This is a genomic window from Sphingobium sp. D43FB, from assembly GCF_002312805.1.
Lineage (GTDB): Bacteria > Pseudomonadota > Alphaproteobacteria > Sphingomonadales > Sphingomonadaceae > Sphingobium.
Map to the genome: position 1 here is coordinate 1 of NZ_NMUA01000031.1, position 12,219 is coordinate 12,219.

The window sequence follows — 12,219 nt, forward strand, 5'->3', positions numbered from 1 at the left end:
GCGGGTGTGGCCCGTGGCATTTTCTGCCCTGCGGCAGGTTCGGCTTAGACACCCAGTTCCTAATTCAGATCAGAGGCTTACGCCACTCCCGCCAACCCTTCAGGACACTTTTGGTGAATAAGGCGGGCTAGGCTGGAGGCCTGCGCCGGGGCGGGATGCTCCGGCGCAGGTTGCGTTGTCAGGGACTATCCGCCGGCGGGCTGGAACAGATCTTTGTAGAAGCCGGTCGTCTTGACCGTGACGGTGACGGGCGTGTCGCCCTTGTTGCGCCAATACCAGCCATGGGTGCCGGCATAGGGCGCGGTGAAGCTGCCCCTGGCGCTGGTTTGCTCGCGCTCTTCCCAATAGCTGGTGAAGGCGCCGTCGGTCGCATCGGGGGCTTCGCCGTGCATGTCGACCTTGACCGGGCCGCCGGTCGATTGCCATTCGAAGACGAAACTATCGCCCTGCTGCATATGCGCCTTCACTTCCTGGCCGCTGTGCGGCGCGAGGGTGATGGTCATGCTGTCCTGCCGCCAGGGGGCGGTGCGGGCGATATTGTCCTTGGTCGGAAGCGTCGGCGCGGTGCTGGCTACGGGCTGGGTCGCTGCTGGCGAAGGCGCACTTGGTTCGGCCACCATGGCGGTGAGGCCGAGCGCGCCGCCGACACCGGTCGGGTCGATGCCATATTCGGCGGGCAGGACGAACAGGGTCAGGATGGCGACTGCGCCGATCGCGGCGGCGCCGGTGGCTTTTGCCAGCGTGGCGGGCGGGGTCGTAATGCGCGTGGGTGGCGCGGGTTGGTGGCTGCTGGTCATGTCAGGCCCCTTTCGATCAGATAGCCGGTCAACTGAAAGCCGACGAGGACGAAGCCCGCGGTCATCAGCGCCGCATTGGCGAGGACCGCGCTGCGGCGGAAAGTATCGGTCCTGCGCCAGAAGGTCATGGCGAGCAGGATGAAGGTGAGCGCGATGAACTGGCCGATTTCGACGCCGATGTTGAAGGCGAGGAGGTTGGGGATCATCCCGTCTTTCGACAGGGTGAGATCCTGCAGCTTGGTCGCCAGGCCAAAGCCGTGGAAGAAGCCGAAGATGAGCACCGCCGCCTTGGGATTGGGCGATATGCCGAACCAGGTGCGGAAGCCGTCGAGATTGTCGATCGCCTTATAGACCACCGACAGGCCGATGATCGCGTCGATCAGGAAAGGATTGGCGCGCAGGTCGAGGATGACGCCCAGCAACAAGGTGGTGCTGTGGCCGATCGCGAACAGGGTGACGTAGGTGCCGACCTGCTTCAGCCGATAGAGGAAGAAGATGACCCCGGCGAGGAAGAGCAGATGATCATAGCCGGTCACCATATGTTTGGCGCCCAGATACATATAGGGGATGATGTTGACCCCCGATGCGCCTTCGATGAAGGCGCGGTCATTCTCGTTTACGCCATGGGCCAAGAGCGCCTGGCCGATGCAGGCCAGCATGAGCCCCAGCAGCAGCAGCGCGACCCGCCGCATACCGAGGGGGATGGGCAAGGGGCGGATCGCGCTGCGCATGATCGCCGCTTACTTGGTCTGGAAGGTGGTGAAGACCTTGGCACCGCTCTTGTTGACGAGCGCGACGACGATCTTGGCACCCTTGGCCGCCTTGAAGCCGGGGGCGGACAATTTATTGCCACCGGCGGGCTTGAGCGCGGCCTGGCTTTTCTGGCCCGATGCGGTTTGGGTCAGCGTGGCGGTGTAGGCCGATGCGGGCAGCGGCTCATCCTCTTCGCTGATATAGACATCGACGCCCTTGGGACTGGCGACCAGTTCCACCATGGTTTCGCCCGACATCTGAACGAGGCCGCCATGCTGGGGCTTCATGCTGCCATGGGCGAAGGCGGTGGTGGGGGTCAGGGCGAGGGCTGCGGCAGCGAGGCCTAGCTTCATCAGGTCGAAGGGCATTGGTGTCTCCTTACAGGGTAGCGACAAGCGGTGGCGGTGCGGCCTTATTCGGGCAGATGCGGCAGCACGAAGGACAGCGACGAGCGATATTCGACATGGTCGACCTTCGCCTTGTCGTCGGCTGGCCCGACATAGATGCCCATCAGCACGTTCAGCCCCTGGTTGCGCAATGTGATGGTGGCAGTGCCGTCCGCGCCGGTCTTGACCGCGACTTCGTCGGGATCGTTGACATAGTCGGACATGATGGTCGCGCCCGCGATCGGCTTGCCTTCATAATAGGCCCGCACTTTCATCGGCTCGCCCATCTTCTGCGGGATGGCGGGATCGACGGGGACGATCTGCAGCTTATGCCCATCGAACAGGGGGACGGGGCTGGTCGGCACCTTGGTCAGATGGACGGCATATTTCCAATTATGTTCGGCAAGGCTGGCGGTGGGCACTTCGTCGCGGCCCTTATTATGCCATTTGCCGTCGGGGGTCTTGCTCCACAGGCCATAGTCCATGATCGCCGCGACCGCTGCGATCGGCTCTTCGCTGTCCACGACGGGGATCGGCCCGGCGGTGCGCAGGCTGGTGGTGACGGGTGCCCAGTCGGCATCATAGCCGGTGACGGCCTTGACGAGCGGCAGGCGCTTGACCGCGTCGAGATCGTCAGCGCCGACGCCATAGATGAGGGCGATCTGCGTCGCGCGCTGGGCGAACCAGATGCCGTGCGCGCTCAAGGGGGCGGCCATGGCCAGAAGCGCCGATCCGGCGACGGTGACAGCAAGGATGCGTGACAGTTTCATCGATCATCTCCCGTGGCCCTGATGGCCCTGGCACACAGGCTATGGCAGCGACGGCCCGCCGGATGCCGTTTTTCAGGCGTGCGCAGGCAGCATGTGCCGGAAAAAGGCACACGCACAGTGGATGATCGCCCGATGGCGGAAAGGGGGATGTGGATCGTTAGAGACTTGAATGGCCCGAAGGGGCCTAATCGAGCGGGGGATCGCCCTGCGCGAGATCCATGAAATTGCGGGCGGCGTCGCGATCGGCCGCGTCCTTGAAGGCGATGTCGAGGTCGGGGGCGTCGCCCATCAGGAAGAGCAGGCACCACAACGCAAAACGTCGACCCCGGTCCTTTTCCAGACCAAGGTCGACGCGCATGCGCTCGACGCCCGCTGCGATCGCTTCGGCGGGCACGGCGTCAATGTCCGTGCGGCCGAAATAGCGACGCAGCTGGTCGTCAAATTGCATATTGGATCAGCCGTTCAGCTTGTCCTTGACCGCCTTGGCAGCGGTGAAGCCCAGCTTCTTGGACGCGGCGATCTGGATCGTCTCGCCGGTGGCGGGGTTGCGGCCCTCGCGCGCGGCGCTTTCCTTGACCTTGAACTTGCCGAAACCGTTGAGCGAGATTTCTTCGCCCTTGGCCGCCGCGTCGACGATCGCCGAGATCACGCCGTCGATGATCTTCTTGGCGTCCGCCTTCGAAAGGTCGTGGGCGGTGGCGACGGTGTCGATCAGGTCACTGTTATTCATAGGACGTCCTCTTCAAGTGTGATGGCACCCGCCCTAGCCCGTTCGCATCCGCCGGTCCATCGCCTAAGGGCGAATTTCGGCGCATTTCCGGTGACATATTGCCGAAAACACGCGGTTTCGAGGCTGTCGATCGGTCCAGGTGCCGGGGGCAGGTGATTTAAGTGAAGTTTCAGGCGACGAAATTGCCTGCAAAGGCGAAGCTGTCGATGGGATTGCGGCCGCTGGGGGCTTCGCGCGCTTGCAGGGCTTCAGGCAATATCGCCTTGTCGCCCATGCGCCCGATGGCGACGGCAGCTTCGATACGGAAACGGTCCGGCACCGCGAGTTCGCGGCGGGCGGCGTCGAAATCGACGCCCGTCATGGCGTGGGTGTGATAGCCCATCCGTGTCGCCTGCAGCGCGAGCAGCGCCCAGGCGGCGCCTGCGTCGAAACTGTGGCTGTGCGAGGGCTTGGTTTCCTGCGAGCCGGGGGCCGATGACAGGCTGTCGGACAGGATGAAGGTCAGGACCGAGGCATGTTGCACCCAGCTTTGGTTGAACGGCAGCAGCAGGCCAAGGAAGCGCACCCAGTCGGCGCTGTCGCGATGGGCGTAGAGGAAGCGCCAAGGCTGATAGTTGAAGGCCGATGGTGCCCAGCGGGCCGCGTCGAGCAAGGTGTCGAGATCCGCCTGCGGCAGGGACGACGCGTCGAAGGCGCGGGGCGACCAGCGGTCGAGGAACAAGGGGTCGACGGGCCGGGTGACGGCGCGGGGGTCAGTGTCCATAAAATCTCCCTAAAAGGCTCGGCATCCATATAGGATGTTTTTCGCGCCTGCGAAGGGCCGGGGATTTTGGGGCAAGTCGCTGGCGTAGCGCGCGGGTCGTCGCTAATCCTGCCTGCCGATAAGGGGAGCGGGGCATGACGATCACAGAGACTTTTCTGCTCGCGCTGGCGCTCGTCATGGGACTGCCCTGGCTGGTGTGGCGATTGCTGCGCACCGACAATTGGGCGCCGCTGGTGGTGGTGCAGATCGTTGCGGGCGTGCTGCTTGGCCCCGGCGTGCTGGGCGTCGCGCTGCCGCAAGTGCATGATTTCCTGTTTCCGCCCGGCGTCATCGCCGCGCTCAACGGCATCGCCTGGTGGGCGGTGATGATCTTCGTCTGGCTGGCGGGGATCGAACTGGACTTGCACCAGGCCTGGGTCGCGCGGCGCGAGACATGGACGACGGCGGGGCTGGCGTTGGTCACGCCGCTGGTGCTGGGGGCGCTGGCCGCCGCGCTGATCCTGACGCAGCCGGGTTGGATCGGCGCGAAGGGGCAGCATTGGCAGGCGTTGCTGGGGATGGGGATGGCGTGCGCGGTGACCGCCCTGCCCATTTTGGTGCTGCTGATGGATCGGCTCACCATCCTGCGCCAACCGCTAGGGCAACGGGTGCTGCGCTATGCCAGCCTGGACGATATCGCCATCTGGGGCGTGCTGGCGTTGATCCTGCTCGATTGGGCGCGGGTCGAGCGGCAGGCGGGATTCCTGCTGCTGTTCCCCCTCGTCGCCTGGGGGCTGCGCGCGGTGATGCGGCGAATCGGCGGACGCGACCGGTTGTATCTGGGGATGCTGTCGCTCGCGCTACTGGGCTTTGCCGCCGATTGGGCGGGGCTGCATTTCATGGTCGGCGCCTTCCTGGCGGGCGCGATTCTGGACAAGGAGTGGTTCGACGAAGCGCAGATGGATATGCTGCGCGACCATATGCTGTTGACGGTGATGCCGGTCTTTTTCCTCAGCACAGGGCTGCGCACCCAATGGGATATGGGCGGGTTCGAGGTGATCGGCGGCGCATTGCTGCTGCTGGCGGCGGCCGTGGTCGGCAAGCTGGCCGGGGTGGCACTGGCCGGGCGAATCCTGGGCTGGCCCAAGGGCGAGGCCGGGGTGATCGGCTGGCTGCTGCAAACCAAGGCACTGATCATGATCATCTTCGCCAATATCCTGCTCGATCGGCAGATCATCACCGGGACCAGCTTTACCGCGCTATTGCTGATGGCGATCGGCAGCACGATGCTGACCATGCCCATGGCGCGCCGGGGCCTGGCGAAATTGGCGCAGCGATAAGGGAAAAATCGTCCCGGACGACCCATGGCGCGTGCAGTTCGCCGTAGCGGGCCGTCCGGGATTGCAGCGTTGCCCCACTTTGGAGAGGTATGACAACGCTGTCTCGCGCCATAAAACAGATTCCGCGCCGGGCCGCAAGCCCCTTTGCGCGCGCTCTTTAGGCGTCAGCCTGCATATTGGTGGGTCGGCAGGCCGCGCACGCCGCAATCGACTTCGAAGAAGCCGCCATCGTGCGGCGTGGCATCGTCCAGCCCGATGGTCGCCGAACTGACGAACATGCGGTCGAGATCTGGCCCGCCAAAACAGATGTTGGTCACCTGCCGCGCGGGCAGCGCGATCGCGCGGTCCAGCACGCCGTCGGGGGTGAAGCGGCTCACCCGCCCGCCACCCCAATGGGCGACCCAGATATGGCCGTCGGCATCCACGGTCATGCCGTCGGGATAGCCATCCGCCTCGGCAAAACGGATAAAGGGCTGGCGATCGGTCGCGCCATCGCCTGTCCGCGCGAAGCGATACATTTGCCGCTTGGCCGTGTCGCTATGATAGAGCCAGCGGCCGCAGGGCGAGAAGGCCGGGCCATTGGGCACACGATAGTCGGCGTCGATCACGCTCCAGCTACGGTCGGGCGCGAGCCGGTAGAGCGCCCCGCGATCATGCTCCTCGGCCATGTCCATCGTGCCGCACCAGATATGCCCCTGCGCATCCGCCTTGCCATCGTTCATGCGATTGCCGGGGAAATGCGGTTCGGGGTCGCCGAAGGGTGTGATCGTCAGTGGATCGAGGCGGATGTCGGCAAAGCCGCTCTGGAAGCCGCCGACAAAGCCGCCGCCTGCGCGTTCGACCACCCAGCCGAGCGGTTCGGGCATGGCCCAGCGCTCGACCGCGCCGTCCGCAAGGGACAGCCGGTTGAGCGCCGGGGCCAATATGTCGACCCAATAGACCGCATTATCGCGCGCCGACCAGAGCGTGCCTTCGCCCAGCGTGTCGGCAACGCCCCGTTCGATCAGACGCCAGGCCGTCATCAGCGCTTGACCGACAGCCGATAGACCATCGCATGACGATAGGGCTTGCCGGGATCGACCCGCGCCGACAAGAAGGCGGGCTTGTTGGGCGCATCGGGAAATTTCTGCGGCTCCAGCGCGATGCCGTCGCCCATGCGGTAGAGATGGCCGCCCTTGCCGACCAGCGTGCCGTCGAGGAAATTGCCAGCGTAGAATTGCACGCCGGGTTCGGTGGTCAGCACTTCGAGCACCCGGCCCGACACCGGATCTTCAAGCCGGGCCGCCAGTTCGGGTGCCTTGGTTGCGCCCTTGTCGAGCGCCCAATTATGATCATAGCCGCGGCCATAGACGATCTGCTGGTCGCGGCCGTCGCGAATGCCATCGGCGACGCGGCGGGGGCTACGGAAATCGAACACGCCGCCGTCGACCGGCTTCAATTCGCCGGTCGGGATCAGCTTTTCATCCACCGGCGTATAGGCCTTGGCCGGAATCGTCAGCCTATGGCCGAGCGCGCCATCAGGCGACCCTTCACCCGCGAGGTTGAAGATCGCGTGGTTGGTCATGTTGACGATGGTGGGCTTGTCGGTCTTGGCGGCGAAGACGATGCCCAGATTGCCCGCTTCGTCGAGCGTGTAGGTGACGGTCGTGTCGAGCTTGCCGGGATAGCCCGAATCGCCATCGGCGCTGACGAGGGACAGGACCACGGTGGCGATCGGGCCGCTCTTTACCGACACTACCTTCCAGGGCAGCTTGTCGAAGCCCTTGTCGCCGCCATGCAGCGAATTGGTCTTGTCGTTGAGTGGGAGCTGATAGCTGGTCTCGCCCAGCTTGAACTTGCCGCCGGCGATGCGATTGGCATAGCGGCCCACGGTCACGCCGAAATAATTGGGGTGATCGACATAGCCCTTGAGATCATCATAGCCGAGCAGCACGTCGGCGATCTTGCCATCCTTGTCCGGCCCCGACAGCGACTGCAGCGTCGCGCCATAGGTCAGGATCTTGGCCGATACGCCCGCACCGTTGGTCAGCGTGATCGTTTCCACCGCCGTACCGTCCGCCAGCGTGCCTGCGGGCGCGCGGCTGGCGTCGGCGGCCAGCGCCGCCGTGCTTGTCAGCGTCATGGCCAATGCGTATGACAGCGCTGTTTTGATGATGACCTTTTGCATGGACTTCCTCCCGATACCGACCGCCCATTGACGCGCGGTTTCGGGGAATATACTCCGACAAAATAAGCGGGCGCAACCCCTATCCGGGTCGCCCGTCCCCGGAAATGCAGTGGAGAAGGATGGATGGCAGGACCCGTAACATCAGGCGCGGGCGTCACCGCGACGCATAATCCCGCAACGCGCTATGGCCCGGCGCTGGGCCTGCTTGCCAGCCTCTTCTTCATGTGGGGCTTCATCACCGTCATCAACAACACGCTGTTGCCGCATCTGCGCAGCGTGTTTGATTTGAGCTACACCCAGACGACGCTGATCGAATCGGTGTGGTTCATCGCCTATTTCGTCGCGTCGATCCCGTCGGCCAAGCTGATCGAGCGGGTTGGTTATCAGAAATCGCTGGTAGTGGGATTGCTTGTCATGGCGGCGGGCGCGCTGGGCATGACGCTGGCGGCGTCGATCCCTTCTTATGGCGTCACGTTGCTGATGCTGTTCGTGATCGCGAGCGGCATCACCCTGCTGCAGGTCGCGGCCAACCCCTATGTCGCGGTCGTCGGCAAGCCCGAAACCGCTTCCTCGCGCCTGAACCTCGTACAGGCGATGAACTCGGCGGGCACGATGCTCGCGCCGCTGTTCGGGGCGTATCTGATCCTGGGCCGGTCCAAGGGTGGCACGTCCGAAACGGGCACGGTGCTGACGCAGGCCGAACGGCTGGCCGACGCGCAGTCGGTGATCCTGCCCTATATCATCGTCGCCGTCATATTGGTGGTGCTGGCGGTGATCATCGCGCGCTTTCCCCTGCCCGCCATGGGCAATGCGACGTCGCGCCACAGCAAGGAAGAGCGCAAGAAACATTCGCTCTGGAACCATCGCAATCTGGTGTGGGGCGTGCCCGCGATCTTCATCTATCTAATCGCGGAAATCGGCGTCGCCAACCTGTTCATCAATTTCGTCAGCCAGCCTGACATTGCCAACCTGACCTATGAACAGGCCGGGCGCTATCTGACCTTCCTGTGGGCGGGCATGATGATCGGCCGCTTCCTGGGCGCCGCGATCATGCAGAAGTTCGATGCGGGCCATGTGCTGGCGGCCTTCTCGATCGGCGCGTTCATCGTCATGCTGGTCACCGTGTTCACCACGGGGCCGATCGCGATGTGGGCGCTGATCCTCGTCGGCCTGTTCCACTCGATCATGTTCCCGACCATTTTCACGCTCGGCATCAAGGGCCTGGGGCCATTGACCGAAGAAGGTTCGGGCCTGCTGATCATGGCGATCGCCGGTGGCGCGCTGGTGGTGGTGCAGGGCTGGCTGGCGGACGAATATGGCCTGCAATGGTCGTTCCTGCTGACCGCTGCGTGCGAACTGTATATCCTGTTCTACGCGCTGTGGGGGTCGAAGGTGACGAACGCCCTGCCCGATCAACAGGCCATGGCGGAATAAGGCCAGGGTTGCACATGAGGCGCTGAAAAGGCCGGAGCGGGATGTCCGCTCCGGCCTTTTTCATGTGTATGACATCCTCCCCTGGTAGGGGAGGTGGCAGGGCGTAGCCCTGACGGAGGGGTGTTGCCCTATCGATAGGGTGACACCCCTCCACCATTCGCTTCGCGAACGGTCCCCCTCCCCTTACAGGGGAGGATTTAGATATTGGGGAGGATTAGCCGCCCATCGCGCTGGCTGTGTCTTCCAGTGCCAGGTCGACCAGCGCGCCCATCGCCTCGGCCGCGGCGGCCGTGTCGCCGGCGGCGATCGCGTCATAGACGCGGACATGGTCGGGGATGGGATTGCGCGGCAGGGCGCGGGCGCGCTGCTTATATTGGGTGGTCCAGTTGACCGCCGCGCCGATGCTGGCGGACAGCACCTGCAGCGCGTCGTTGCGGGTCGCGTTTAGGATGGCGTTGTGGAAATCGCGGTCGGCCGCGCGGCCCAATTCGGTGGCCAGCGTGTGGCGGCGCATCGCGGCGAGCGCTTCCTTCATCAGCCGCAGATCTTCCTTGTCGCGCCGCTGTGCAGCGAGCCGTGCCGCCGCCGGTTCGACGATGGCGCGCAGTTCGAACAGGTCGCGCACGAACTGAATATCCGGTTCCCCGGCAAAGGCCCAGGCGAGGACTTCGGGATCGAGCAGGTTCCAGCGGGTGCGCGGCAGGACGCGCGTTCCGGCCTTGGGGCGGCTTTCCACCAGCCCCTTGGCGGTCAGCACCTGGATCGCTTCGCGATAGGCGCTGCGCGAGACTTCCAGTTCCTCGGCAAAGGCGACTTCGCCCGACAGGACGTCGCCGGGGGCATATTGGCCGGACAAGATGGCCGTGCCGAGTTTGTGCGCGATCGCGCCGTGCAGCCGCCTGCCGGGGCCACGCGCAATCTTCGCCGATGCGCCCGTCTCCGCCTCATCCCCGTGCAAAGACGGATCTTCCTTCGCCATTCCTGCTCCTCTCGCCCCCCAACTATCAGGCACAACTCCGTCTATAATACAAGCATTGCCATTACCATCTTCCTGTAATATGTCGGAGTAATTCGGAGATTCACTGCCGCCCCGGCTTTGGTCGAGGTGGACGATGGCGTGTCTTCGGCAAGCGTTCAGCGCCGTCAGTGGCGCGCGGGAGGAGAGATTTTCATGACATTGCGCCTGTTGCAGCACCGTGCCCAAAGCGGCGAACGGGGCGTTATCGCCGCGCAAGGCGACAGCGCGGCCTTCGTGGTCGGCTTCACCTCGATCCGCGCCCTGGCGCTGCATGCCATCGCGCAGGGCATCAGCCTGACCGCCGCCGTGGCAGCCGCGCCCAAGGGCGACGCGGTGGACATCACCGCCGAATTCGAAGCGGGCCGCCTGCTCGCGCCGATCGACCATGATGATGACGCGCATATCCTGCTGACCGGCACCGGCCTCACCCATCTTGGCTCGGCCGAGGGGCGCGACAAGATGCACCGCGAGGCGGCGGCGGTCGAAAAGCAGACCGATTCGATGCGCATGTTCCTGGAAGGCCTGGAGGGCGGCAAGCCTGCCCCCGGCGAGACGGGACAGCAGCCCGAATGGTTCTACAAGGGCGACGGGTCGCAACTGGTCGGGCCGACCGATCCGCTGACCATGCCTGCCTTTGCTAAGGATGGCGGCGAGGAGCCGGAGCTGGCCGGCATCTACATCATCGGCGAGGATGGCACGCCCTATCGGCTGGGCCTTGCGCTCGCGAACGAGTTTTCCGACCATGTGACCGAGCGGCACAATTATCTGTGGCTGGCCCACTCCAAGCTGCGCCAGGCCGCGCTTGGCCCCGAACTGCTGGTCGGCGAACCGCCGGAGCATATCGAAGGATCGAGCCGCATCCTGCGCGATGGCGCGACGATCTGGGAAAAGCCGTTCCTGTCGGGCGAAGGCAATATGTCGCACAGCTTCGCGAACCTGGAACATCATCATTTCAAATATGACCTGTTCCGCCGCGCGGGCGACGTTCATGTCCATTTCTTTGGCACCGCGACCCTGTCGTTCAGCGACGGCGTCGCCTGCCAAGAGGGCGATGTGTTCGAGATTCTCGCCGCGCCCTTCACCCTGCCGGTGCGCAATGCGCTGACGCGCGCCGCGCCGCAGGAAGTGGCCGTCAAGGCGCTCTGAAGCGATGGACCCGATCCGTATCGCGATCATCGGCATCGGCAAGATCGCGCGTGACCAGCATGTGCCGGCGATCCGGGGCAATAATGCGTTCAGCCTGGCCGCGACCGTCAGTCCGCATGATGCCGGGCTGACGGGGGTGCCGCATCTGGCCAGCCTCGATGCGCTGCTGGCCGAGGGTCCGGCGGTCGACGCTGTGGCGCTCTGCACCCCGCCGCAGGTTCGCTATGATCTGGCGGCGCAAGCCTTGGCCAAGGGCATCCACGTCTTTCTGGAAAAGCCCCCCGGCGCGACGCTGGCGGAGGTCGAGGCGCTGAAAGTCCAGGCCGACAAAGTCGATGCGACGCTGTTCGCCGCCTGGCATAGCCGGTTCGCGGCGGGGGTCGCCCCGGCCCGCGCATGGCTGTCCGAGCGGAAAATCGAGAAAGTGTCGATCGTCTGGCGGGAGGATGTGCGCGTATGGCATCCGGGTCAGGCGTGGATCTGGCAGCCGGGCGGGCTTGGCGTGTTCGATCCGGGGATCAATGCACTCTCGATCGTCACCCATATCCTGCCGCGCCCCTTCTTCCTGAAGGAAGCGACATTGGTGCTGCCGGAAAACCGCGCCGCGCCGATCGCGGCCGACCTGCATTTCCGCGATACCGGCGGCGCGCCGATCCACATGGACCTCGACTGGCGGCAGACCGGCCCGCAAAGCTGGGACATCATCATCGACACCGATGCGGGTACGCTGAAACTGGCGCATGGCGGCGCAGTGCTGACGCTGCCCAGCGGCACCGAACATGGCGAGGATGTCGAATATCCAGGGCTCTACAGCCGGTTCGCCACGCTGATCCGGGGTGGGCGCAGCGATGTCGATACCAGCCCGTTGGGCCATGTCGCCGACGCCTTCCTGCGCGGCCGCCGCGAACCGACCGACGCTTTTCACGACTGATTTCC

General features: G+C 64.6%; 14 protein-coding genes. 4 read left to right on the forward strand and 10 right to left on the reverse strand.

Annotated elements, in window-relative coordinates; genetic code table 11:
- Nucleotides 1-185: 185 nt before the first annotated feature.
- The 7 genes from SxD43FB_RS19445 to SxD43FB_RS19475 form a co-directional block, all read right to left on the reverse strand.
- Complete coding sequence (locus tag SxD43FB_RS19445; protein WP_096063597.1) at nt 186-797, reverse strand: hypothetical protein; 612 nt, start codon at nt 795-797, stop codon at nt 186-188.
- Nucleotides 794-1,528 carry a HupE/UreJ family protein gene (locus SxD43FB_RS19450; protein WP_096063598.1) on the reverse strand — a complete coding sequence of 245 codons (735 nt, stop codon included), beginning with the start codon at nt 1,526-1,528 and terminating at the stop codon, nt 794-796. Before SxD43FB_RS19450 ends, SxD43FB_RS19445 begins: the two co-directional genes overlap by 4 nt.
- A gap of 9 nt (nt 1,529-1,537) precedes the next feature.
- Nucleotides 1,538-1,918: a hypothetical protein gene (locus SxD43FB_RS19455; protein ID WP_096063599.1), complete on the reverse strand. Its 381-nt coding sequence runs from the start codon at nt 1,916-1,918 to the stop codon at nt 1,538-1,540.
- A 44-nt stretch (nt 1,919-1,962) separates the two neighbouring features.
- Entirely contained in the window at nt 1,963-2,706 is a 744-nt protein-coding gene (locus tag SxD43FB_RS19460) for a DUF4198 domain-containing protein (RefSeq protein WP_096063600.1), read from the reverse strand.
- 184 nt (nt 2,707-2,890) lie between these two features.
- Nucleotides 2,891-3,154, reverse strand: a complete 264-nt coding sequence (locus tag SxD43FB_RS19465) for a hypothetical protein (protein ID WP_037476660.1) — start codon at nt 3,152-3,154, stop codon at nt 2,891-2,893.
- Nucleotides 3,155-3,160: 6 nt separating this feature from the next.
- Nucleotides 3,161-3,436 carry an HU family DNA-binding protein gene (locus tag SxD43FB_RS19470; RefSeq protein ID WP_037476661.1) on the reverse strand — a complete coding sequence of 92 codons (276 nt, stop codon included), beginning with the start codon at nt 3,434-3,436 and terminating at the stop codon, nt 3,161-3,163.
- Between the two features lie 169 nt (nt 3,437-3,605).
- A complete protein-coding gene (locus SxD43FB_RS19475) occupies nt 3,606-4,199 on the reverse strand; it encodes a nitroreductase family protein (protein WP_096063601.1) in 594 nt (197 codons plus the stop codon).
- Nucleotides 4,200-4,333: 134 nt separating this feature from the next.
- On the opposite strand from SxD43FB_RS19475, the gene SxD43FB_RS19480 reads away from it, so the two are divergent.
- Complete coding sequence (locus tag SxD43FB_RS19480; protein ID WP_096063602.1) at nt 4,334-5,518, forward strand: cation:proton antiporter; 1,185 nt, start codon at nt 4,334-4,336, stop codon at nt 5,516-5,518.
- Nucleotides 5,519-5,682: 164 nt separating this feature from the next.
- Here SxD43FB_RS19480 and SxD43FB_RS19485 read toward each other — a convergent pair whose 3' ends face one another.
- Together SxD43FB_RS19485 and SxD43FB_RS19490 are read right to left on the reverse strand one after the other, a co-directional pair.
- The gene (locus SxD43FB_RS19485) at nt 5,683-6,540 is read right to left on the reverse strand and encodes an SMP-30/gluconolactonase/LRE family protein (protein WP_096063603.1); all 858 of its coding nucleotides are present in this window, start codon (nt 6,538-6,540) and stop codon (nt 5,683-5,685) included.
- Nucleotides 6,540-7,685, reverse strand: a complete 1,146-nt coding sequence (locus SxD43FB_RS19490; protein ID WP_096063604.1) for an aldose epimerase family protein — start codon at nt 7,683-7,685, stop codon at nt 6,540-6,542. The genes SxD43FB_RS19485 and SxD43FB_RS19490 overlap by 1 nt, the downstream gene beginning before the upstream one ends.
- Before the next feature lie 123 nt (nt 7,686-7,808).
- Here SxD43FB_RS19490 and SxD43FB_RS19495 point away from each other — a divergent pair, with 123 nt between their 5' ends.
- A complete protein-coding gene (locus SxD43FB_RS19495) occupies nt 7,809-9,119 on the forward strand; it encodes a sugar MFS transporter (RefSeq protein ID WP_096063605.1) in 1,311 nt (436 codons plus the stop codon).
- Between the two features lie 214 nt (nt 9,120-9,333).
- On the opposite strand, the gene SxD43FB_RS19500 is transcribed toward SxD43FB_RS19495, so the two are convergent.
- Entirely contained in the window at nt 9,334-10,098 is a 765-nt protein-coding gene (locus SxD43FB_RS19500; RefSeq protein WP_096063606.1) for a FadR/GntR family transcriptional regulator, read from the reverse strand.
- Between the two features lie 192 nt (nt 10,099-10,290).
- Between SxD43FB_RS19500 and araD1 the strand changes: the two genes are divergently transcribed.
- Nucleotides 10,291-11,283, forward strand: coding sequence for an AraD1 family protein (gene araD1 / locus SxD43FB_RS19505; protein ID WP_096063607.1), 993 nt, complete (start codon nt 10,291-10,293; stop codon nt 11,281-11,283).
- 4 nt (nt 11,284-11,287) lie between these two features.
- Nucleotides 11,288-12,214, forward strand: coding sequence for a Gfo/Idh/MocA family oxidoreductase (locus SxD43FB_RS19510; RefSeq protein ID WP_096063608.1), 927 nt, complete (start codon nt 11,288-11,290; stop codon nt 12,212-12,214).
- The last annotated feature ends 5 nt before the right edge of the window (nt 12,215-12,219 follow it).